The organism is Cryobacterium mannosilyticum, assembly GCF_004402705.1.
GTDB classification, from domain to species: domain Bacteria; phylum Actinomycetota; class Actinomycetes; order Actinomycetales; family Microbacteriaceae; genus Cryobacterium; species Cryobacterium mannosilyticum.
The window spans coordinates 33,836-55,805 of sequence record NZ_SOFM01000046.1; the positions used below are offsets into that span (position 1 = coordinate 33,836).

19 protein-coding genes are annotated in these 21,970 nt (G+C 68.5%); 16 read left to right on the top strand and 3 right to left on the bottom strand.

What is annotated here, in order from left to right; genetic code table 11:
• Positions 1-259: 259 nt before the first annotated feature.
• A complete protein-coding gene (locus E3O32_RS15210) occupies positions 260-1,315 on the bottom strand; it encodes an EamA family transporter (RefSeq protein WP_134510676.1) in 1,056 nt (351 codons plus the stop codon).
• 84 nt (positions 1,316-1,399) lie between these two features.
• Between E3O32_RS15210 and E3O32_RS15215 the strand changes: the two genes are divergently transcribed.
• The 8 genes from E3O32_RS15215 to E3O32_RS15250 all read left to right on the top strand — a co-directional run bounded on the left by E3O32_RS15215 (position 1,400) and on the right by E3O32_RS15250 (position 8,792).
• On the top strand, positions 1,400-1,954 hold the full coding sequence (locus tag E3O32_RS15215) for a CGNR zinc finger domain-containing protein (RefSeq protein WP_134510677.1): 555 nt from the start codon (positions 1,400-1,402) through the stop codon (positions 1,952-1,954).
• 73 nt (positions 1,955-2,027) lie between these two features.
• Positions 2,028-2,480, top strand: a complete 453-nt coding sequence (locus E3O32_RS15220) for a helix-turn-helix domain-containing protein (protein ID WP_134510678.1) — start codon at positions 2,028-2,030, stop codon at positions 2,478-2,480.
• 28 nt (positions 2,481-2,508) lie between these two features.
• Positions 2,509-2,847, top strand: coding sequence for a HepT-like ribonuclease domain-containing protein (locus E3O32_RS15225; RefSeq protein ID WP_134510679.1), 339 nt, complete (start codon positions 2,509-2,511; stop codon positions 2,845-2,847).
• 463 nt (positions 2,848-3,310) lie between these two features.
• The gene (locus E3O32_RS15230; RefSeq protein WP_134510680.1) at positions 3,311-3,619 is read left to right on the top strand and encodes a hypothetical protein; all 309 of its coding nucleotides are present in this window, start codon (positions 3,311-3,313) and stop codon (positions 3,617-3,619) included.
• A 472-nt stretch (positions 3,620-4,091) separates the two neighbouring features.
• Positions 4,092-5,597, top strand: a complete 1,506-nt coding sequence (locus tag E3O32_RS15235; protein ID WP_134510681.1) for a DHA2 family efflux MFS transporter permease subunit — start codon at positions 4,092-4,094, stop codon at positions 5,595-5,597.
• Positions 5,598-5,740: 143 nt separating this feature from the next.
• A complete protein-coding gene (locus tag E3O32_RS15240; protein ID WP_134510705.1) occupies positions 5,741-6,634 on the top strand; it encodes an ABC transporter ATP-binding protein in 894 nt (297 codons plus the stop codon).
• A gap of 3 nt (positions 6,635-6,637) precedes the next feature.
• Positions 6,638-7,861: an ABC transporter permease gene (locus E3O32_RS15245; protein ID WP_134510682.1), complete on the top strand. Its 1,224-nt coding sequence runs from the start codon at positions 6,638-6,640 to the stop codon at positions 7,859-7,861.
• Positions 7,862-7,955: 94 nt separating this feature from the next.
• Positions 7,956-8,792, top strand: coding sequence for a hypothetical protein (locus E3O32_RS15250; protein WP_134510683.1), 837 nt, complete (start codon positions 7,956-7,958; stop codon positions 8,790-8,792).
• Between the two features lie 42 nt (positions 8,793-8,834).
• Here E3O32_RS15250 and E3O32_RS15255 read toward each other — a convergent pair whose 3' ends face one another.
• A complete protein-coding gene (locus E3O32_RS15255; protein WP_338145205.1) occupies positions 8,835-9,854 on the bottom strand; it encodes a diacylglycerol/lipid kinase family protein in 1,020 nt (339 codons plus the stop codon).
• Between the two features lie 269 nt (positions 9,855-10,123).
• On the opposite strand from E3O32_RS15255, the gene E3O32_RS15260 reads away from it, so the two are divergent.
• Positions 10,124-11,476, top strand: coding sequence for a wax ester/triacylglycerol synthase domain-containing protein (locus E3O32_RS15260; protein WP_134510684.1), 1,353 nt, complete (start codon positions 10,124-10,126; stop codon positions 11,474-11,476).
• Positions 11,477-11,590: 114 nt separating this feature from the next.
• Entirely contained in the window at positions 11,591-12,058 is a 468-nt protein-coding gene (gene rraA / locus E3O32_RS15265; RefSeq protein ID WP_134510685.1) for a ribonuclease E activity regulator RraA, read from the top strand.
• A gap of 137 nt (positions 12,059-12,195) precedes the next feature.
• Here the strand turns inward: rraA and E3O32_RS15270 are convergent, their stop codons facing one another.
• Entirely contained in the window at positions 12,196-12,993 is a 798-nt protein-coding gene (locus E3O32_RS15270) for an IclR family transcriptional regulator (protein WP_134510686.1), read from the bottom strand.
• Positions 12,994-13,237: 244 nt separating this feature from the next.
• Here E3O32_RS15270 and E3O32_RS15275 point away from each other — a divergent pair, with 244 nt between their 5' ends.
• The 6 genes from E3O32_RS15275 to E3O32_RS15300 all read left to right on the top strand — a co-directional run bounded on the left by E3O32_RS15275 (position 13,238) and on the right by E3O32_RS15300 (position 21,880).
• A complete protein-coding gene (locus E3O32_RS15275; RefSeq protein ID WP_134510687.1) occupies positions 13,238-15,628 on the top strand; it encodes a tagaturonate reductase in 2,391 nt (796 codons plus the stop codon).
• Between the two features lie 20 nt (positions 15,629-15,648).
• Entirely contained in the window at positions 15,649-17,046 is a 1,398-nt protein-coding gene (gene uxaC, locus E3O32_RS15280; RefSeq protein WP_134510688.1) for a glucuronate isomerase, read from the top strand.
• A 121-nt stretch (positions 17,047-17,167) separates the two neighbouring features.
• Positions 17,168-18,643 carry a glycoside-pentoside-hexuronide (GPH):cation symporter gene (locus E3O32_RS15285; RefSeq protein WP_198417583.1) on the top strand — a complete coding sequence of 492 codons (1,476 nt, stop codon included), beginning with the start codon at positions 17,168-17,170 and terminating at the stop codon, positions 18,641-18,643.
• A 53-nt stretch (positions 18,644-18,696) separates the two neighbouring features.
• Positions 18,697-20,241 carry a UxaA family hydrolase gene (locus E3O32_RS15290; protein ID WP_134510689.1) on the top strand — a complete coding sequence of 515 codons (1,545 nt, stop codon included), beginning with the start codon at positions 18,697-18,699 and terminating at the stop codon, positions 20,239-20,241.
• A complete protein-coding gene (locus E3O32_RS15295; RefSeq protein WP_241975016.1) occupies positions 20,217-21,239 on the top strand; it encodes a sugar kinase in 1,023 nt (340 codons plus the stop codon). Before E3O32_RS15290 ends, E3O32_RS15295 begins: the two co-directional genes overlap by 25 nt.
• Entirely contained in the window at positions 21,236-21,880 is a 645-nt protein-coding gene (locus tag E3O32_RS15300) for a bifunctional 4-hydroxy-2-oxoglutarate aldolase/2-dehydro-3-deoxy-phosphogluconate aldolase (protein WP_134510690.1), read from the top strand. Before E3O32_RS15295 ends, E3O32_RS15300 begins: the two co-directional genes overlap by 4 nt.
• Positions 21,881-21,970: the final 90 nt, after the last annotated feature.

A 21,970-nucleotide genomic window follows, 5' to 3' on the forward strand; every position in this document is an offset into this window, starting at 1 on the left:
GCGGCGGCTGCGATGTTGCCCGCGGACAGGGCGGTGTGCGTCCCCTCCGTTCAGCCCGCGCTGCAACCGCGGCCGCAACCGCAACCGCAACCGCAACCGCAGCCGCAACCGCAGCCGCAAACGCAAACGCAGCCGCAACCGCAGCCCGTGCCTGCAACGGCGGCCCGTGCCCGTGCCCGCAACCGCAGCCGCAGCCCGCGCCCGCGACGGCGGGTGCGGCCTGCGGAAACCGGCGCGGCCTGGGAGCGCCGGGGACGATTCAGCGGGGCTCGAGAACCTCGCGCCCGAGCGCCGGCAGGTCGAGCGCCGGCAGCCCGAGCGCCGGCAGGCCGAGCGCCGGCAGGTCGTGCGCCGGCAGGTCGTGCGCCGGCAGGGCGAGCGTCTCGGCGGCGATGACGGGGAATTCGTCGGCGGAGCCCGCGGCCCGCACGGCCGCGATGCCGCCGAGGATCAGCGCGCCGCCGAGGAGCTGGAGGGGCATGAGCTGTTCGCCGAGCAGGAGCCACGCGAACAGCGCCGCGAAGACGACCTCGAGCAGGGAGACGAAGGAGGCCAGCCGCGAGCCGAGCGCCTCGGCCGCGGTGATGCCGGCGACGTAGGCGATCGCGGTGCTGACCACCGCGACGATGACCAGCGGCACCCACCACGGCAGCTCGAAGCCCGCGAGCGGCAGGTCGCCGAGGGTCACGGTCAATGGAAGCAGACCGCTGACACCCAGCAGCCCGAGGATCAGGCCGCCCAGCACGAGACCGGAGGCCGCGAACGCGACCGGCGGGAGCCCGTCGCTGGGACGGGCCGCGACGACGAAGTAGATCGCGCAGCCGACCATGGCAAGAAACGCGAACGTCAGACCGGCCGGGTCGACGGCGCGAATGGCACCCGGGCCGATCACGAGCAGCAGCCCGCCGACGGCGAAGGCCGAGCCGACCAGCACCAGGGCGCGCGGGATGCGCCGGGTCGTCGCCCACACCACGCCGACCAGCAGCAGCGGCGCGAGCAGCTCGATCAGCAGCGCTGTGGCCACCGGAATGGTCTGGATCGCGGCGAAATAGAAGAGCTGGGTGACGGCGACGCCGACGATGGCCATCACGAGCACCCGCCAGCGTGCCCGCCACAGGGCGGACCAGCGGCCGCGCAGTGAGACGAGCGCGACCGGCAGCAGCACGAGCCCGCCGACGACCACGCGCGCGGTGACGGCCGCGGTCGGGGACCAACCCGACTCGAGCAGCGGTTTGATGAACGCGCCGGAGGTGCCGAACGTGACGGACCCCAGAACCGCCACTGCCAGGCCGCCCGATGTCGACGAGATCTTCACGATGTCTCCTCCCGGAGCGCTGCATGTTGCGGTCTACAATTGATGACAACCATAACAATATGCGATGGTTCGTTAGGAGTCAACATGCAGTTTGCCCATGACACAGAGGAGGCTCTGGAGTTCGCTGTTGAGCTCGGCAACACCGACCCGGCGGCCTCCCGCAGCGGCACCGACGAGCTCACGACCCTCGACCAACTGGCGGAGTTCCTCGCCCAGTATCCCTTTTCCGGGCGCATCGACGGGGACGAGCGCGAACGGCGAGACGTGCTGCGCGCCCGCGATCAGGTGCGGCTGGTGTGGGCCCTCGATCGTGACGACGCCGTTCTCCAGGTGAACTCAATGCTCGCGGCGGCGCACGCGCTGCCCTACCTCGCCCGGCACGACGGCGTCGACTGGCACCTGCACGCGACGACGCCCGACGCTCCGCTCGGCGAACGGATGCGCGTGGAGGCCGCGCTCGCCCTGACCGACGTGATCCGGATGGACGAGATGCAGCGGCTGAGGATCTGCGAGGCCGACGACTGCGAAGGCCTCATCCTCGACCTCTCCCGCAACGGGTCCAAGCGATTCTGCAGTGCGCGCTGCGGCAGCCGGATGAACATGATCGCGTTCCGCAAGCGGAAGGGCGCGCAGGCCTGACGCCCGCCCGCATTGCTGCGTGGGTAGAGACACGGCCCTGGGCCTCCCTATAGTCGAGAGCTACAATTCCGGCATGAGGACGCCGGACCGCATACTCGAAGCCCGCGCACGCGCCGGGCTCTCGCAGAGCCAGCTGGCGGTGCGCGCGGGAGTGCCGCAACCCAATCTCTCGGCCTATGAAACCGGCCGCGTGCAGCCGCGCCCGGAGACTCTGGCCCGCATCCTGGCCGCGACCGCCGAGCGACCATCGGCCGTGTTGCTGCGCGAGCGCGATCGCGTGCTCGAATTGGCCGGTCGTCGCCGCGCCGGCAACGTGGGCGTCTTCGGCAGCATCGCGCGGGGCACGGATGCCGTCGGCAGCGACATCGACCTCCTTGTCTCCTTCGCCCCCGAGGCCTCCATCCTCGATGCGGCCGGACTCGTCCTCGACCTCGAGCAACTCCTCGGCGTGCACGTCGACGTGATGAGCGACCGGGCCGAGGGCACCATTCGCGACCGGGCCATCGCCGAAGCCGTGCCGCTGTGAGCGACCGGAGCGGCGGGAGCGAGGCCGGATGACTCACGAATTCGACCGAACGGATGCCCTGCTCGCCGACATCCGTGACCTGGTGCGCCACGCGGGCCTCATCACGGCGCGCGGCCGCGCGGTGTTCTTCGACCGCGCGGACCGAACTCAACAACTCGCCGCCAAGGCCATCGTGATCGACCTGCAGACCGCCGTCGAACGACTGCCCGAGGACTACCGAGACCAGCACCCCGAGGTTGCCTGGGCCGAACTGCGCGCCATGCGCAATTACCTCGCCCAGGACTACGCGAACACCGACTACCAGATCGTCTGGAACGCCCTCGTCACCGATTTCCCGCGCCTGCTGGTGCAACTGGGGATCGCGTAGGGGCCGAATTCCCGCTCGTCTCGTCGGCACGGCCGCGACGCGACTCCCGCCGTCGCCGCGTGGCCGGTGTGGGCCCGGCGGCGAGGTCGGCCGCTCCAATTCGCCGGAATGCTTGCGTGGCCGGCCGTTTGCCCGGTAGGTTGAGACCCACGCCATTCGACGAGAGGAGCCGCACATGATTCGTTCAGATTACTCAGCATTTACCTGCATGACCGCCGGCCTCGTCGGCGTCACCACCGACTGATCGGCCGAGAGATTCCGCCGCCCGTCGGGCGGTGACGCCCTCGACGCCCGTGCCGAAACCGGTGCCCTCCGCACCGTCGGCGCGATCGCTGCTGCGATCGCTTCCCTGACATCGCACTGACGATGTCATCCCTGTGCCGCCTCAGGCGGCCCCGCCGGTGCACCGACGGATGCGAGCGCATCCGTCGTGCCTGCACCGTCACAGTGAGGCTCAACCACCATGCATACAACCCTGTCGACCAAGCCCGGTCGCCACGACCACCCGCCGCAACCGCGGCCCGAACAGGCGCCGGAGCGCCCGCAGCCCCGGCCGCGGCGCGTCGGCCCGATCGATCGCCTGGCCCTGCACATGGGCGTCGCCCTGATCAAGTGGGGGCGGCGCCCGGGCGCGGTGCGCACTCCCGCTCCTGTTGCTGTGGAGGCGGAGGAGTGGGAAGCCGCTCTCCGCATCCGCCAGGAGCGCGAGCGGGCCGAGGAGCGCCTGCGCGTGGACCTGCTCGGATACCGGATGACCGTGCCCTTCCGATGAGGGGCAGTGTCGTTCGGCTCCGACGTTCGGCGTCCACGGCGGCCACGCCGTCCACGGCGGCCTTTCCGGTCGCCGTGGACCCGTCCCGTCACAGCCGGCGGGGGCAGGCCGGCCGCCCCACGTGGCCAACTCAGGAGAATCCGGCGAGTCGCGGCATCCGCCCGCGGAATCACGCGGCAGTTTGCGGATGCGACGCAGATCTTCCTGAGTTAGCCACCGTGTTGGTCGGCGACCGTCTTGGTCAGCGACCGTGTTTTCCCCCTCGGCACGCGTCAGGGCGAGAGATCGTAGCAGCACCGCGCGACTTTTGTATTCTCGGAATGCGCCCGGCGCCCGGCCGGTTACCTCTCTGCACAGCCGTTTCTTGCAGTCGTTCGTCCGCGCGGCCGTTGCCGGGCCACTCTGCTGCGGCACCTCGTGACCGCACCCCTTGACCGCACCTCTTGACCGCACCTCTCGACGGGACCTTCGAATGACCGAAACCGCCACCGCCACCGCCACGACAGGCACCACCGCCACGGGCACGGATGCCGCCGCGCACGCGGCCGCCGCATCCGCCGCCGAGGCGGCCCTCGGCATCCGCAACCGGCTGGTCATCACCCTGCTGCTGATCTCGACCTTCATCGTGATCCTCAACGAGACGATCATGGGTGTGGCGCTGCCGCGGCTGATGAGCGACCTGAACATCACGGCCAGTGCCGCCCAGTGGCTGACCAGCGCGTTCATGCTCACGATGGCCGTCGTCATCCCGATCACCGGGTTCCTGCTGCAGCGCTTCAACACCCGGCCGGTGTTCATCGCGGCGATGACCCTCTTCAGCACGGGCACGCTGATCGCGGCGCTCGCGCCCGGCTTCGAGGTGCTGCTGGCCGCCCGGGTCGTGCAGGCCACCGGCACGGCGATCATGTTCCCGCTGCTGCTGACCACCGTGATGACGCTCGTGCCGCCGGCCCACCTCGGCCGGATGATGGGCAACATCTCCATCGTCATCTCGGTCGCCCCGGCGATCGGGCCGACCATCTCCGGCGCCATCCTCAGCGTGCTCGACTGGCGCTGGATGTTCATCCTCGTGCTGCCGATCGCGCTGACCTCGCTGATCGTGGGCGGGATCATGATGAAGAACGTGACAACCCCGCGCAAGACGCCGATCGACGTGCTCTCGGTGATCCTCTCCGCGCTCGGCTTCGGCGGGCTCGTCTACGGGCTGAGCAACCTCGGCGCTGCCGGCGGCATCGCCTCGGTCTCCGGCTGGCTGCCGCTGGCCGTCGGGGCGCTCGGCCTGGCCCTGTTCATCCTCCGCCAGCTCGCGCTGCAGAAACGCGACGGCGCTCTGCTCGACCTGCGCACCTTCCGCTCGCGCACCTTCACGTTCGCGATCGTGATGATGGCGATCAGCATGATGGCCCTGTTCGGCACCATCATCCTGCTGCCGATCTACATGCAGACGGTGCTCGGACTGCCCGCGCTCACCACCGGGCTGCTCCTCCTGCCCGGCGGCCTCGTGATGGGGCTGCTCGCGCCCACCGTGGGCCGGCTCTACGACCGGTCCGGGCCGACCCGCCTGCTCGTCACCGGGGCGGTCATCGTCAGCGCCGTGTTCTGGGCGATGACCCTGCTCCGCTCCGACACCTCGCAGTGGTGGGTGCTCGCCGCCCACGTCACGCTGAGCTTCGGCCTCGCCCTGCTCTTCACCCCGCTGTTCACCGCGGGCCTGGCCGCCGTGCGCCCCGAGCTCTACTCGCACGGCAGCGCCATGGTCGGCACCGTGCAGCAGCTGGCCGGGGCGGCCGGCACCGCGCTGTTCGTGACCGTGATGGCATCCGTCGCCGCGTCACGCCTGGCCGGCGGGGCAACGGATGTCGCCGCCACCTCCGCGGGAATCCACGCCGCGTTCCTCTGCGGCGCCGTGATCTCGCTCTTCGCGATCCCCGCGGCGTTCTTCATCCGCCGCGCGGCCGGCCACACCCCTCCGGTGTAACGTCGTCTAGTAACGAAACTGGGGGGATTTTCGGCATGACTTCTGCACTGCTCACACCGCTGGACACGCTCGATCGGCAGGCGCGGCCGGCGGCGGGGTCACGGCCTGACGCCGAGCCGCTCGTGCACATCAGCAACTTCCGGATGGACTTCGGCCGCAGCACGGTCATCCGTGACCTGTCCTTCGACATCAACCGGGGTGAGACCTTTGGTTTTCTCGGCTCGAACGGGTCGGGCAAGACCACCACGATCCGGGCGCTGCTGGGCATCTACCAGGCCACGGCCGGGGTGCTGCACATCAACGGGCGCCCCTTCGCGCCGGAGGACGGCGCCAGGCTCGGCTACCTGCCCGAGGAGCGCGGACTCTACAAGAAGGAGTCCGTGATCGACGTGATGGTCTACTTCGGCCGGCTCAAGGGCCTCCGCAAGGCGGCCGCCGTGGCCTGGTCGCACGAGTACCTGGAGCGGGTCGCGCTCGGCGACAAGGCGAAGGTGCGCCTGGACAAGCTCTCCGGCGGCCAGCAGCAGAAGGTGCAGCTGGGCGTCACGATCATGAACGACCCCGAACTCCTCATCCTGGACGAGCCCACCAAGGGCTTCGACCCGGTCAACCGCAAGCTGCTGATGGACATCATCGAGGACCAGAAGCGCGCCGGCGCGACCGTGCTCATGGTCACCCACCAGATGGAGGAGGTGGAGCGGCTCTGCGACCGGGTCGTGCTCCTCAAGAACGGTGAGGTGGAGGCCTACGGCACGGTCGAGGCCGTGCAGGACCAGTACGGCGGAACCGTGGTGCGGCTGCAGTACTCCGGCGAGATCCCGGCATCCGTTCACTACGTGGTCACCCGGCGGGAGAGCACCTACGCCGAACTCACCGTGACCGCCCCGGTCGACGAGGCGCTCATCCTGCGCGAGCTGATGGATGCCGGGGTCACCGTGCGCGGGTTCACCGCCGGGCGCCCCTCCCTCGACGACATCTTCGTCGCCGTCTACGGCGACCAGAACGCCGCCGGCGCCGACGAAACCGCGGGGGAGTAGACCATGGCCCGGCACAACCTCGGCACGGTCATCTCGTTCGAGGTCACCCGCACCTTCAAGAAGAAGCAGTTCTGGCTGACGACCCTGCTGGTGCCGGTGATCCTGGGCATCGTGATCGCCCTCATCGTCATCTCCAACACCACCACCTCGAGCAAGGTGGACTCCCAGAAGGATGCGACCCTCCGGTTCACCTACAGCGACGCCTCCGGTCGGATCGACCCGACCCTCGCGACCGCGTTCGGCGGCACCGTCGTCGCCGACGAGGCGCAGGCGATCGCCGACGTGAAGTCGGGCAGGTCGGCGGCCCACTTCGCCTATCCGGCCAAGCCGACGAAGCAGGCCACGATGGTCTACGGCGCCGACCTCGGCATCTTCGACAACGGCAAGTACTCCTCCGTCGCCACCCAGCTCATGGTCGCCAGCGCGCAGGCGGAGATCGGCGACCAGACCCTCACCGGCCTGGCCAGGGGCTCCTTCCAGGTCGATGCGATCACCTACAAGGACGGCGCGGTGTCCGGCGGGTTCCTCGGTGCCGTCGCGCCACTGCTCTTCCTGCTCATCTTCTACGTCGTGATCGTGATGCTGGGCAACCAGATGCTCACCAGCACGCTCGAGGAGAAGGAGAGCCGGGTGACCGAGATGATCCTGACCACCCTGAACCCGACGACCCTGATCACCGGCAAGATCGTCTCGCTGTTCATCATCGGGCTCGTGCAGATGGTCGTCTTCATCCTGCCGGTGCTGGTCGGCTACCTGTTCTTCCGGACCTCGCTCAGCCTGCCCGACTTTGACATCTCCCAGCTCATCGTGAACCCCGGCCAGATGGTCGTCGGCGCACTGCTGCTGATCGGCGGGTTCACCCTGTTCATGGGCACCCTGGTCGCGGCCGGGGCGATCATGCCCACCGCCAAGGAGGCCAGCCAGGTCTTCGGCATCATGATGGCGCTGGTGTTCGTGCCCCTGTATGCGGCGTCGCTGGTGGTCTCCGACCCGCACGCGCTGATCGTGCAGCTGTTCACCTTCTTCCCGTATTCGGCCCCGGTGACCGCGATGCTCCGCAACGGGCTGGGCTCGCTCGGCCCGGTCGAGTCCGGCATCGTCATCGCCGAGTTGTTCATCCTCGGCGGGATCGTGCTGCGCCTCGCCGTGCAGCTGTTCCGGTACGGCTCGGTCGAATACTCGAAGAAGGTCTCCCTGCGCACGGTGTTCGCCCGCTCGCGCGGGTGAGCGCGGCGGGCGCGTTCGCGGCGGTGCCGGCATCCGTCGCCCGGCTTCGCCTGCAACCCTTGTGACATACCTGATCTCGGGCCTGAATGTCGGCATGGCTTCGACATCCCGAACTGTCGGATACTCAGACAACGACAACGTGTGGTTTGTCTACGGCGTGCCGGAATGTGTGGAGCTGAGCGTCCACCGCACGCGGGACGAGGCGGTCGGCGCGGCGTTCGCGGACGTGACCCGCGATGGTGGCTGGCTGACGGTGCACTACAGCGACGGTTCCGTTGAATCCCAGCAGGAGTACCCGGCCGCGACGGCAGCGACGGATGCCGTGAGGCCCGCCGGACCGGATCAGCCCCGGCAGGGCGAGGGCGGTGCGTCGCCGTTCTCGCCGCGGTTCGCGCCGTCGACTGTGTCGCTGTCGCTCCCGCCGTCGCTCCCGCCGTCGTTCGCCGATGAGCGTGACGTCGAGGCGCATCCTCTCGATTCCCGGCTCGGGCAGGGGCTCGACCTGCTCGGCGTGGCGGGGCTTGTCGGCATCCCGCTCGTCTCAGGCGTGTATTCGCCGGAGATGCTCGCCGCGGCGCCGGGCGCGCCCTGGCTGTTGTATTCGGTGAGCTTCAGCTGGGCGCTGGGATTCGCCCTGCTGGTGGTCGCACTGTCCTTCGGCCTGCGGCAGGCCCGGCTGAGCGAGCTCGTCTCCGCCCTGCTCTGCTTCGGGCTCTCGGGCTACATCGCCGGCGAGATCGGTGTGGGCGGGCTCGGCAGAGCACTCGAGCAGGGCGGTTCGCTGGTCGAGTCCCTGGGCACGATGCTGACGAGCGCACTGCACGCCTATGGTCCGGGAGGCGCGGTGGCCACGGCGGCCGTCGGGGTGTTCTTCGGCTGGAGGCTCGCCCGGCACCTGCCCGGCAGCCTGGTGAACTGGCGGAGCGCCTGAGCCGAACCGGCTCGCGGACCGCCGCGTCGGCCGCCGCGGCGCCTATGCGGCGGCGTCGGGCACGCGCACGGTGAGGCTGCCCGGGTCGATCCAGGTCTTCAGGGCGACGGCCTTGCCGAACTCGTCACCATCGAGTTCGATCTCCTCCGGGCGGTGCAGGCGCAGGACCAGCTCGGTGCCGGTCGCATAGTTGAGGGCGTCGACATCCTTCGTCTGGAACCGTCGGCCCAGCCGCGTGCGGGCGAGCACACCGTTCTCCCAGATCACCTTGGACAGGATCTGCAGCCAGCCGAGAACACCCTCCGGCTTGAGCACGACGATGTCGAAGACTCCGTCGTCGACCGCGGCATCGGGCAGCAGCACGATTTTGGCCGGCAATGAACCGCAGTTGCCCACCATGATCGTGTGCGCGCGCATCGATTGCGTCGGTTTCTTGTCGAGGCTGTAGCGGAAGTGCAGGTCATTCTTGTCCTGGCCGACGGCGACCAGCGCCTTCACGTAGGCCAGCCAGCCGACCTTCGCCTTGAGCGCGTCGTCGGTGTTGGCGAGCATCTTCGCGTCGAGGCCGAGCCCGGCCATCACGAGATACGCGTGCCGGTCGACCGAGCGGTCGTGCCGTTCGATGTCGATCATGGCCACGTCGATCGCCCGGTCGGAGCCGGTGAACGCCGCGTGGATCGACTGCTCCGGGTCGTCGAGCACCAGCTTCAGGTTGCGGGCCAGCAGGTTGCCGGTGCCCGAGGGCAGCAGGGCGAGCGCGGAGTCGGTGCCGTGCACGATCTCGGCGACCGCGCGCACGGTGCCGTCGCCGCCGGCGACGATGACGACGGATGCCCCGGCCTCCAGCGCCCGTGCGGCCGGCCCCTGGCCGGGGTCATCGGCCGAGGTCTCGAACCACAGCGACTCCGGCCAGCCGGCGGCGGCCTCCTCGGCCGCGACGGCGCTCTTGAGCGCGGCCAGGTCGACCTTGATCGGGTTGTAGACGACCGCGGCCAGGCCCGGCCCGGTGGCCTTGGGGGTGCGGTCGGCCTGGTCGGACTGGGGCAGGTCGGTGCTCGTCACGGGGTGTCCTCCGGGTTCAGGTGCGCGGGGTCAGGTGCAGGAATTCTATCGTCGCGCAGATTCGGCGGTCACGGTGGTGCGACATCCGTCACTGATAGGACGGACCCGCGCCGGATTCGTCACGCCGGCGCGGTCGTCGAGCCGGCGCCGTCGTCGAGGCGGCGCGGTGGTCGAGCTCGAGACCCGGTTGATCCGATCGCCGGGAATTTCCTGGCCGGAGACGATGGTAGGGATGCCCGGGACGCCGGTCGCGGGTATACGTTCGAGGCATGGGGAAGTCCCTTCCGATTGACCGGGTGAGCGCCGACGACCTGATGTCGATGGCCACCGAGCGCGGAACCACGCCGACTCAGGTGGGGGCCGTGCTATTCCTCGACACGGGCGGCCGGTCTCGGTCCGCGACCGGACTCGACGCCGCGCGGGTCGTGGAGCAGCTTGCCCGGCGCCTCCCCGGCGTGCCGCGGCTCAGGCAACGGCTCGTGAGCCTGCCGGTCGGCTGCGGGCGGCCGATCTGGGTCGATGATCCGGGGTTCGACGTGTCCCGGCACGTGCGCGTTGTCGCTTGCCCGGCGCCCGGGGGAGAGCAGGCGGTGCTCGCCCTGGCCGCGGCGATGCTCGTCACGCCGTTGCCGCGGTCCCGTGCGCTCTGGGCCGCCACCCTCGTGACCGGGGTCGGGGAACACCAGGCGGCGCTGGTCATCGTCTTCCACCACGTGCTCGCCGACGGCGTGGCCGGCCTGGCCGTGCTGGCCGGGCTGGTCGACGGTGCGAGGTCAGGAGCCGGGGCGCCGGGGGCCGGGGGATCCGGGTTTCCGCGGCCGCAGGCATCCGTTCGCCGGCTGGCCGTCGATGCCTGGGCCCGGCGGCTGGGCTCGCTGCGACGGATGCCCGCGCTGCTGCACCGACTCGGCGACGCGACCGTGGAGCTGCGTTCGGTGCGCTGGACACGGCTGCGGCCGACCTCGCTGAACGCGCCGACGGGCCCGCGGCGCCGGTTCGCGACCGTCACGGTGCCGTTGGACGGGATCCGCGCCGCCGGTCGCGCCCAGGGCGCCACGGTCAACGATGTGGTGCTCACCGCGATCGGCGGCGCGCTGCACCGCCTGCTCGCGTCGCGGGGCGAGCGCGAAGACCGGTTCATCATCTCGGTGCCGTTCTCCGAGCGGGCCGGCGTCACGGCGGGGGAGCTCGGCAACCGGAGCGGGGTGATCCCGATCCGGGTGCCCGGAGCCGGCGACCAGGCGCGCCGGCTGCGATTCGTCGCCGAGGGCACCCGCCGTGCGAAGCGGTCGTCGCCCGGAGCGACGACGGCGCTGCTCGGCCCGTTCTTCCGGGTGCTCGCCCGGACCGGCCTGTTCCAATGGTTCGTCGACCGGCAGCGGCTGATCCACACCTTCGTGAGCAACCTGCGCGGGCCGGAGCAGCGGCTCTCGATCTTCGGCTGCCCGGTCAGCGCGATCGTGCCGCTGAGCGCCGCGACCGGCAACGTCACGGTCTCCTTCGCCGTGCTCTCCTATGCGGGCAGCCTCACGATCACGCTCATCGCCGACCCGGATGCCTGCCCCGACCTGGAGGCGCTGCGGGGGTTGCTCGCCGAGGAGCTGGCCGCGCTCGCCGCGTGATCGTCCGGGCGCGTGGCGCCAGCCGACGGTCTCCAGGAACCCTCGCGGGGCATCCGTGACCGTCGGCGTCGTACGCTGGGGGGACCGCACGTCCGACGAAGCCGAGGGGTACCGATGACCGAGCTCACTGCCGATCTCTACGACGAGCATGGCGAGGACCTCCAGTCCGTCGCCACTCAGTTCCAGTCGCTGGGCGGGCGGGCGCGCTTCAGCGGACCGATCCGCACCGTGTCGTGCTTCGAGGACAACGCCCTCGTGAAGTCGATCCTCGCCACGCCGGGAGACGGCGCGGTGCTCGTGGTCGACGGCGCCGGCTCGCTGCGCAGCGCCCTGATGGGCGACATGATCGCCGAAAGCGCTGTCACCAACGGCTGGGCGGGCGTCATCATCAACGGCGCCATCCGCGACCGGGTCGCGATCGGCGCCCTCGACCTCGGGGTGAAGGCGCTCGGCAGCAACCCGCGCAAGAGCGCCAAACGGGGCTTCGGCACCGCGGATGCCGTGGTCGAGATCGACGGAGTGAGCTTCATCCCCGGCCGCACGGTCTACTGCGACGAGGACGGCATCCTGGCCGAACGCTAGGCGCGCCCTCGTCCCGGGTGCGCCCGTCGCGCCCGGGGTTGAGTTGCGGACAAGACACCCTCCCCCACACCCTCCCGCGCGGCGAAGGTGCTTTCTCCGCAACTCGGCAGGCGTTCCGTGCGGCGCAAGACACCGCCCTAGACGAGGCCCATGATGTCGCGCGCCGCGGTGAGCAGCAGTGGCGCGAACGACTCCAGCTTCTGCTGCGTGACCAGGGGTGCGATCGTGGTGATGCCGATGCCGCCGAGCAGGTTGTTCCGGGTGTCGAAGACGGGCGTCGCCATGCAGCGGATGTGCTCCTCGTTCTCCTCGTCGTCGATCGAGTAGCCGCGGTTGCGCACGAGTTCGCCGTCGGCCAGCAGACTCTCGACGTCGGTGATCGTCTTGTCCGTGCGGCGCGGAAGGCCCGTCTTCGCGGCGTATTTGCGCACCTCGCTCTCGGGCAGGTAGGCCAGCACTGCCTTGCCGATGGCCGTTGAATGCAATGGGATCTGGGCCCCGATCCGCGACGCCATCCGGATCGGCTGCGCGGTGTCCTCGACCTTCTCGACATAGGTTGCCCAGTCACCGGTGCGCAGGGCGAAGTGAATGGTGCTCTGCACGTCCTCCTGAAGTCGCTTCAACCGGGTGCGTACCTGGTCTGAGTCATCCGTGCTGTTCTTGGCGAGCCGGAGCGCGAGCACACGCAGGGCACGTCCAGGGGAATACGTGCCGTCGGTGGTGCGACTGACATACCCCTCGTCGACCAGCTCGGAGAGGAGCCGGAAGACGCTGGTCTTGGTCAGGCCGGTCTCCTTGACCAGGTCGCTCAGCCGGTGGGCCTCGCCCGGACTGGAGACGGCCTCGAGTACTCGGAGTAGCTTGCGGGCCGCGCTGTCCTTGGTGGACGCGCCAGCGGGAATCGTCTGAATTGAGTTGGTCAGGGTCACTGACATCGATCCCTTCGTGAATTGGAACTGCGTTTATTGACCGTGAACTGGCTGTTCTGTCCGGTGGAACGCTTGAGGCTCATTCTATCGCGGAATCAGGTTCTTAACCTGCCTATGTAAGTGCTAGTGTTCTTTCAGACGGAAAGATGTTCTGCTGGACGGAACGTGCGTCAGGACCTGGTCTCATCGAGGAGGTAGAAATGAACACCCATACGAGTCATTTCGTATCGGACTGCGCCGTGGCATCGTGATGCCCGTCGCCGACCGGCTCGCCCCGGGCATCCGCCTGGTCGATGGCCGCGGCGGCCTGGCAGCGGTCGAGGTCACCGTTCCCGCGGCAACGGCGCTCATCTACCTGCACGGTGCCCACGTCGCCGGCTTCACCCCGGCCGGCCACCAGCCGGTGCTCTGGATGAGCGAGTTCGGCGTCTTCTCCGACGACGCACCCCTCCGCGGCGGCGTTCCGATCTGCTTCCCCTGGTTCGGCCCGAACAAAACGGATGCCGCAGCCCCCAACCACGGCTGGGCCCGCCTGGCCGGCTGGTCGCTCGTCGACACCAAACGCCTCGGCGACGCGGCAAGACTCACCTTCGAGCTCACCCAGAACAGTGCGGGCGTGCCGGCCGGGTTCCACCCGTTCACGGCCCACTACTTCGTCACGGTCGGCGCCCAGCTGGAACTCGAGCTCACCGTGCGCAACGACGGCGCGACGTTGTTGAGCTTCGAAGAGGCCTTCCACACCTACTTCGGCGTCGGCGACGTCACGACGAGCGTGCTGACCGGACTCGAGACCCTGCCCTACCTGGACCGCTCGACCACGCCGGCGTCCACCGGGAGCTCGCTGCTGCCCGTCACCTTCCACGGCCGGGAGATCGACCGGCTCTACCCGATGCCGCCCGAGCTCACGCTCGTCGACGCGGCGAACGACCGCAGCATCACCGCCGTCGCCTGGAACGCCGCGCAGACGGTGGTCTGGAATGCCGGCGAGCTGAAGGCATCCGCCATCGCCGACTACGGCGACGCCGAGTGGACCCGGACCGCCTGCGTCGAGACCTGCAATGTCGGCGACAACCTCGTCACCATCACGCCGGGCGTGACGCACCGGATGCAGGTTGCCATCACCGCGACGAAGTCGCCCGCGAACACCACGAACACCGATTCCACGACCGAACGGACCCCCATGCAGAAACTCTCGAACAGCGTCGTTCCCGCCCGGAGCGAACTGCCGACGAAGGTCCTCCAGTTCGGCGAGGGGAACTTCCTGCGGGCGTTCGTCGACTGGCAGATCCAGCAGATGAACGACCAGGGCCTCTTCAACGGCGGCGTGAAGATCGTGCAACCGCTCGCCGGCGGCCGCGTCGCCGACCTCGACGCCCAAGACGGGCTGTTCACCGTGCTCCTGGAGGGACTGCACGAGGGCGAGGAGGTCGAGAGTCACGAGGTGATCACCGTGGTCAACGGTACCGTCAACCCCTACCTCGACTACCAGGCCTACCTCGGCCTGGCCGCCGACGACGACATCGAGTTCATCGTCTCGAACACCACCGAGGCCGGCATCGCCTTCGACACCCGCGACCGCCTCGACGACGCCCCGCAACAGAGCTTCCCCGGCAAGCTGACCGCGCTCCTCTTCAGACGATTCACCCTCGGCAAGAAGGGATTCCACATCATCCCGTGCGAGCTGATCGAGCGGAACGGTCCCAAGCTCAAGGAAGCCGTGCAGGAGACCGCCGCCCTGTGGTCGCTCGGCGCCGGCTTCGACGCCTGGCTGAACGAGAGCAACACCTTCTACTCCACGCTCGTCGACCGGATCGTGCCCGGCCACCCGGCCGACCGCGCCGCGGCCCTCGCCGAGGAATTCGGCTACGAGGACAGCTCGCTCGTGAAGGCAGAGCCGTTCCTGCTCTGGGTGATTGAGGGCCCGAAGGCGCTCGAAGACATCCTGCCGCTTCACCGCGCCGGCCTGAACGTGACCGTCACTGACAACATGACGCCGTACCGCGAACGCAAGGTCTTCCTGCTCAACGGCCCGCACACGACCATGGCCGCGATCTTCCGGCTCGACGGCGTCGAGACGGTGCGCGACGTGATGACGGATGCCGAACTCGCCGCGTTCATCAACGCCGAGATGTACGAGGAGATCATCCCCGTGCTCGACCTCCCGCACGACGAACTGGCGGCCTATGCGGAATCCGTCAAGGAACGCTTCGAGAACCCGTTCATGCACCACGAACTGGCCTCGATCGCCCTCAACACCGCCTCAAAATTCCGGTCGCGCCTGCTGCCCATCCTGCTCAGCTTCCACACGAAGAACAACGCCCTCCCGCCCCGGATCACCCTCGCGCTCTCCGGCCTGCTGCTCACCTACAGCGGCGACCCCGCGGTCACGGTGCAGCCGGTCGACGGAGCCGAAACCCTCGAGATCTTCCACGCGGAGTACCTCGCCGCGGCCGGCGACCTCGAGGCCTACGTCGGCGCGATCCTCGCCACCGACACCCTGTGGGGAACCGACCTCACCGCTGTTGCGGGCCTCACCGCCCAGGTCGCGGCCGGCATCGAGAGCCTGCGAGGCCGCGGCGTGCGCGCCACCCTGGCCGACCTCAGCGTGACGGCATCGGCGCCGACCGCCGCCCACGCGTAATCGACAAGGGACCGAAACTGATGTTCTTGAACGACGACTTCCTGCTCACCACACCGATGGCGAAAGCACTCTTCCACAACCACGCGAAGAACATGCCGATCGTCGACTACCACTGCCACCTCAGCCCGCAGGAAATCCTGGACGACGGGAACTTCGCCACGATCACCGAGGCCTGGCTCGGCGGCGACAACTACGGCGACCACTACAAGTGGCGCCTGATGCGCACCAACGGGGTGCCCGAGCATCTGATCACCGGCGACGGCGCGGACTTCGACAAGTTCTACGCCTGGGCGGGCACCCTCGAGAAGGCCCTCGGCAACCCGCTCTACGTGTGGGCGCACCTGGAGCTCAAGCGCTTCTTCGGCATCGACACCGTGCTCACCCGCGACACCGCGCGTGAGGTCTACGACGCGGCCAACCTGCTGCTGGCCACGCCCGAGTTCTCCCGCCGGAGCCTGATCCGGAGCATGAACGTCAAGATCGTCGTCACCACGGATGACCCGGCGGACGACCTGCACGTGCACGAACTCCTGGGGAGCGAGACCGCGTTCCGCGTGCTGCCGGCCTTCCGCCCGGACAAGGCCCTCAACATCGACCAGGCCGGCTACCCGGCCTACCTCGAAACGCTCGGTGCGGCATCCGGTGTCACCATCGACGGCTTCGCGGATGTCGTCGAAGCGCTCAGCCGGCGCGTCGACTTCTTCCACACCAGGGGAAGCCGGCTCTCCGACCACGCCCTCGACATCGTCGTATACGCCGATGCGACCGATGCCGAGCTGGACGCGATTGTCACCGCGGCCCGTGCCGGCACGACGCTCGACGCGACGGAAATCGCCCAGTACCGTACCGCGCTGCTCAAGGCCCTGATGCGCATCTACAACGCGAAGGACTGGACGATGCAGTTCCACATCCACGCGATGCGCAACATCAACGACCCCGGATTCGCCCGGATGGGCGCCGACACCGGCTACGACGCGATCAACGACCGCAACATCGCTGAGCCGCTCGCTCGTTTGTTCAACGCGATGGAAACCGAGGACGCGGTTCCCCGCACCATCATCTTCTCGCTCAACCCCAACGACTGGCTGCCGCTCGTCACCCTGATGGCCTCGTACCAGAAGGACGTCGTGCAGAAACTGCAGCTCGGCAACGCCTGGTGGCACAACGACACCCGCAACGGGATGCGCACGCAACTATCGGTCTTCGCGGAGGAGAGCCTGCTCTCCAACTTCGTCGGCATGCTGACCGACTCGCGCAGCTTCCTCTCCTACCCGCGCCACGAATACTTCCGCCGGATCCTCTGCGAACTGCTCGGCGAGTGGGCGGCCCTCGGCGAGGTGCCCGACGACGAGGAGGTGCTCGGGCGGATGGTCGAGGACATCTCCTACAACAACGCCAACACCTACTTCGGGTTCTGAGCGACCACACCGCTTCAGACCCGCGTTCCGGCTCCATGAAAACGCACGACACGCATAAACAGCACGGCGACATCAGCACTGTTCGATCCCCATATCCAGCACGAAGGAGTGATTTCGCATCATGAGTATCAGCAAGGAAAAACGCGTCAGGACCATCCCGGGAGCCATGGGCGCGACCGGGCCCGAGGGAACCGCGGGCGTCACCGTCATCGACCGGATCTCCCGCAAGGAGAAGGTCGCCTACGGCTTCGGAGACTTCGGCAACGGCTTCATGTTCGACCTCGGCCAGAGCTACCTGACCAAGTTCTGGATCGACACGGCCGGCATCGCCCCCGCGGTGGTCGCCCTGATCTTCACGCTCAGCAAACTGTTCGACGCGTTCATGGACCCGATCGCGGCCGCGTTCATCGACAGCCGCCGATTCGGCAAGCGCGGAAAGTTCCGGCCGGTGATGATGGTCTCCTCCATCCTCCTGGCCGTGATGACCGTGGTCACCTTCACAATGCCCGACGTGGAGATGGGCTGGAAGATCGCCTTCGCCGCCACGACGTATGCGATCTGGGGCATCATTTATTCCTTCACCAACGACCCCTACGGCTCGCTGGCCTCGGTGATGACCCGCGACATCAAGGATCGCGCCGAACTCGCCACCACCCGCCAGGCCGGGTCGCTCGGGGCGCAGTGGATCACCGGATTCGCGTTCATCCCTATGATGATGATCTTCGGCGGCATGACCGCACGGAACTTCATGTTCGCCTCGATGGTGATGGCCATCATCGGTGTCGTCTCGTTCTACGTTTGCTACCGCGGCACCAAGGAACGCGTCTACGTCAACCGCTCGGTCGGTTTCGAGAAGAACGGCGTCAAGGACTACGCCCGCGCCGTCTTCACCAACAAGCCCCTGCTCGCCCTCGTGCTGATGACGCTCTTCACCATCTCCTCGATGAACGTCAACAACATGATGATGATCTTCTTCGCCCAGTACAACCTCGGCAACATCGCCCTCCAGGCCGTGCTCAATCTCGTCATGATCGGTGCCTCCATCGTCGGCATCATGTTCATCCCGAAGATGGTCGCCAAGTGGGGCAAGAAGAAGACGGCCATGCTCGGCTTCGTCGTCTCCATCGTCGCCAACGGCCTCAACTTCATCATCCCCACGAACCTGTGGACGTTCATGATCCTCGTCACCATCGGCTACGCGGCCCTCGCGATTCCGAACGGCGTCACCTGGGCCTTCGTCTCCGACACCATCGACTACGGAGAGTGGCACACCGGAGTTCGTAAGGAGACCATGACCTACGCGGCATTCAACTTCTCCCGCAAGATCGCCCAGTCCCTCGCCGCCCTCGTCGGAGCGGGCATGCTCGCCATCACCGGCTACGTCGCCAAGGCGACCAGCCAGTCGGATGCCACGCTCGCCGGCATCAAGAGCGTGATGACCCTCTACCCGGCCGTCGCCCTCACGATCGCGGCCGTCATCATCTATTTCCTCTACAGCCTGAGCGACAAGAAGTACCACGCCATCGCGATCGACCTGGAGGAAGGCCGCTGGGAGAACGGCGTCATCGGCGAAGAGGCCCCCGCGGCCCGCGCCTAGTCCCACCGTCCCCACCCGTCTCACCCCGTACGTCAACACGAGAGAAAGATCTCATGAGCCACATCAGCAGCATCGCGACGGGCACCTCCGTGCTCGTCATGGCGAAGGGTGACGACGTCGCCGTCGCCCTCCGGGACCTCGTTCCCGGGGAAACCATCGACCTCCCAGACGGCGTCCTGACCGTGGTCGCCGCCGTTCCGAGCGGTCACAAGATCGCCCTGGGCCACGTTGACGCCGGGGTGACCGTGCACAAGTACGGCCAGTCGATCGGCGTCGCAACGGCGCCGATCGAGCGCGGCGAGCACGTGCACAGCCACAACCTCGGCATGGACCTCGGCGCCCGGGTGCACGAGTTCGGCACTGTGCATACCGAGCTGCCGGTTCCCACCGAGCGCCGCACCTTCGACGGTTACCGCCGGGCGGATGGCCGAGCCGGAACCCGCAATTACATCGCGATCCTGACCACGGTGAACTGTTCCGGCACCACCGCGAAGCTGATCGCCGACCGGTTCCGGGGAGGGGTGCTCGACCGTTTTCCGCACGTCGACGGCGTCATCGCCCTCACCCACCAAAGCGGCTGCGGCCTCGTGCTTGAGAGCGAGGGCGCGCAGATGCTCGTCCGCACCCTCAACGGCTACGCCGCGCACCCGAACATCGCGGGCGTGCTCGTGCTCAGCCTCGGCTGCGAGATGACGCCGGCCGACGTCATCCTCTCCGGCGGCGACCTGCCGGCCGACACCCTGGTCGAGACCATGTCGATCCAGGAGACCGGCGGCATGCGCGCCACCGTCGCCGCCGGCGTGGAGAAGATCCTCGCCATGGCGGAGAAGCTCGACGAACGCCGCCGCGAACCGATCGACATCTCCGAACTCGTGCTCGGGCTCAACTGCGGCGGCTCCGACGGCTACTCCGGCATCACGGCGAACCCGGCCCTCGGCTGGGCGTCGGACGTGCTCGTGGCCAACGGCGGGACATCCGTTCTCGCCGAGACACCCGAGATCTACGGGGCGGAGCACCTGCTTACCGCCCGCGCCACCACCCGGGAGGTCGGCCTCAAGCTGATCGACCGGATCGACTGGTGGGAGAAGTACATCGTCACCGGCGGCGGCACCATGGACAACAACCCTTCACCGGGCAACAAGGCCGGCGGCATCACCACCATTCTGGAGAAGTCGCTCGGTGCCGTCGCCAAGGCCGGCCGCGCCGACCTCGCCGCGGTCTACGAGTACGCGGAACCGATGGCCGTGCGCGGCCTCGGCTTCATGGACACCCCCGGCTACGACCCGGTGTCTGTCACCGGCCTTGTAGCGGGCGGCGCCACCGTCGTCGTCTTCACCACCGGCCGAGGCTCCGTCTTCGGCTGCAAGCCCACCCCCAGCATCAAGGTGGGCACCAACACCGAGCTGTTCTTGCGCCAGGGCGACGACGTCGACATCAACGCCGGGCGGATCGCCGACGGCACCGCCAGCGTTGACGAGGTCGGCGCTGAGATCCTCGAGATGATCATCGCCGTCGCCTCCGGTACCCAGACCGCCAGCGAAGAGTTCGACGTCGGCCAGGAAGAATTCGTGCCGTGGCACATCGGAGCGGTGACATGATCGAGCACCGGATCGACCACGAAGCCACCCCGATCACCGCGAAACCTGACGTGCTCTGCTTCGGCGAGACGATGGGAGTCTTCACCCCCACCGCGTCGCTGCCCCTGGACCGTGCCGAGGGCTTCCAGCTCAACATCGGCGGTGCCGAATCCAACGTGGCGGCGCACCTCGCCGAGCTCGGCCACCTGGTGGCCTGGGCCGGCAACGTCGGCCGTGACCCGGTCGGCACCAAGGTCATTGCCACCCTCGACCGCGGCGGCGTGGACACCCGCTGGGTGAACCGCACCCTGTCCTCACCCACCGGGCTCTACCTCAAGGAACCCGACACCGGCTCCGGCGCCCACGTCTTCTACTATCGGTCCGGTTCCGCCGCGACCGAGCTGGGGGTGACGGATGCCGCGGGCTGGCCGATCAGGACCGCCCGCTGGATCCACACCAGCGGCATCACACCCGCACTGTCGCCGAGCTGCGCGGCCCTTGTCGAGCACGTGCTCGACACCGCGGCCGAGTGGGGCGCATCCGTCTCCTTCGACGTCAACTACCGCGCCGGACTGTGGCCGGTGAGTGAGGCGGCGCCCCGGCTTCTCGGACTCGCCTGCAAGGCCTCGGTCGTGCTCGTCGGGCTGGACGAGGCGGCCACCCTCTGGGGCTGCGTCACCTCCGTCGACGTGCACGAGCTTCTCCCCGACGTGCCGTACCTGGTCGTCAAGGACTCATCCATCGATGCCACGGAATTCGCCCGGCATTCCGATGGCACCGCAACCCAGACAACGGTGCCGGCCCATGAGGTCGAGGTGGTCGAGCCGGTCGGAGCGGGTGACGCGTTCGCGGCCGGCTACCTGTCCGCACTGATCAATGGCGCGGCATCCGCCGAGCGTCTCAACCGCGGCCACTCGCTCGCGTCCTGGGCGCTGGGCAGCCGGGAGGACTTCCGCCCGGGCCACGGCCCGCACGCCCCCAACAGATTCGCCCCCGACCTAAGGAAACAAATCGCATGATCCACTCAACCGTCGCCAGCGAATGGTTCGCCGAAGGCTTCTTCCGCGTTCCCGTCATCGCCGTCTTGCGCGGGCTGTCGGCCGACGAGTCGGTGCGCCTGTCTGAACGTGCCTGGGCTGCCGGCGTCGAGCACGTCGAGATCCCGATCCAGACCCCGGCCGCGGTTCCCGCGCTCCGGGCCGTGGCCGCCGCCGCGGCCGCGCACGGACTCCTCATCGGAGCCGGCACCGTGACCACCCTCGAACAGCTCGACGCCGCCGCCGGAGTGGGTGTCTCCTTCACGGTCTCGCCCGGCCTCGACCCGGAGATCGTCCTCGAGAGCGCCCGCCGGGGCATCGCGCATCTGCCGGCCGTCGCCACCGCGAGCGAGATCCTCCAGGCCAGGGCCCTCGGCCTCCACTGGGCGAAGATATTCCCGGCCTCCGTGCTCGGTCCGCAGTGGGCGAGGGCGATGAAAGGCCCCTACCCGGAGATGAACTTCGTCGCCACGGGCGGTCTGACCGCCGTCAACGCCCCGGAATTCCTCGCCAACGGCGTCAGCGTGGTCGGCCTCAGCAGCGCCTTCGCCGACGACATCCAGCTCGAGACCGTGCGCCGGATGATCGCCGCGAGCCGCGAGGTCGCCAGCACCCTGGCCTGACGGTTTCGTTTGCCGCTCCGTCGGCCGAGTTGCGGAGAAAGCGCCCTGGCACACTCTGGCGGGCTTTCGCGAGGGTGCTTTCTCCGTAAC

What these genes read in the sequence shown, in the direction of transcription:
- E3O32_RS15215 (WP_134510677.1), top strand. Translation starts at nt 1,400, where the DNA reads ATGCAGTTTGCCCATGACACAGAGGAGGCTCTGGAGTTCGCTGTTGAG.
- E3O32_RS15220 (WP_134510678.1), top strand. Translation starts at nt 2,028, where the DNA reads ATGAGGACGCCGGACCGCATACTCGAAGCCCGCGCACGCGCCGGGCTC.
- E3O32_RS15225 (WP_134510679.1), top strand. Translation starts at nt 2,509, where the DNA reads ATGACTCACGAATTCGACCGAACGGATGCCCTGCTCGCCGACATCCGT.
- E3O32_RS15230 (WP_134510680.1), top strand. Translation starts at nt 3,311, where the DNA reads ATGCATACAACCCTGTCGACCAAGCCCGGTCGCCACGACCACCCGCCG.
- E3O32_RS15235 (WP_134510681.1), top strand. Translation starts at nt 4,092, where the DNA reads ATGACCGAAACCGCCACCGCCACCGCCACGACAGGCACCACCGCCACG.
- E3O32_RS15240 (WP_134510705.1), top strand. Translation starts at nt 5,741, where the DNA reads ATGGACTTCGGCCGCAGCACGGTCATCCGTGACCTGTCCTTCGACATC.
- E3O32_RS15245 (WP_134510682.1), top strand. Translation starts at nt 6,638, where the DNA reads ATGGCCCGGCACAACCTCGGCACGGTCATCTCGTTCGAGGTCACCCGC.
- E3O32_RS15250 (WP_134510683.1), top strand. Translation starts at nt 7,956, where the DNA reads ATGGCTTCGACATCCCGAACTGTCGGATACTCAGACAACGACAACGTG.
- E3O32_RS15260 (WP_134510684.1), top strand. Translation starts at nt 10,124, where the DNA reads ATGGGGAAGTCCCTTCCGATTGACCGGGTGAGCGCCGACGACCTGATG.
- rraA (WP_134510685.1), top strand. Translation starts at nt 11,591, where the DNA reads ATGACCGAGCTCACTGCCGATCTCTACGACGAGCATGGCGAGGACCTC.
- E3O32_RS15270 (WP_134510686.1), bottom strand. Translation starts at nt 12,993, where the DNA reads ATGTCAGTGACCCTGACCAACTCAATTCAGACGATTCCCGCTGGCGCG.
- E3O32_RS15275 (WP_134510687.1), top strand. Translation starts at nt 13,238, where the DNA reads ATGCCCGTCGCCGACCGGCTCGCCCCGGGCATCCGCCTGGTCGATGGC.
- uxaC (WP_134510688.1), top strand. Translation starts at nt 15,649, where the DNA reads ATGTTCTTGAACGACGACTTCCTGCTCACCACACCGATGGCGAAAGCA.
- E3O32_RS15285 (WP_198417583.1), top strand. Translation starts at nt 17,168, where the DNA reads ATGAGTATCAGCAAGGAAAAACGCGTCAGGACCATCCCGGGAGCCATG.
- E3O32_RS15290 (WP_134510689.1), top strand. Translation starts at nt 18,697, where the DNA reads ATGAGCCACATCAGCAGCATCGCGACGGGCACCTCCGTGCTCGTCATG.
- E3O32_RS15300 (WP_134510690.1), top strand. Translation starts at nt 21,236, where the DNA reads ATGATCCACTCAACCGTCGCCAGCGAATGGTTCGCCGAAGGCTTCTTC.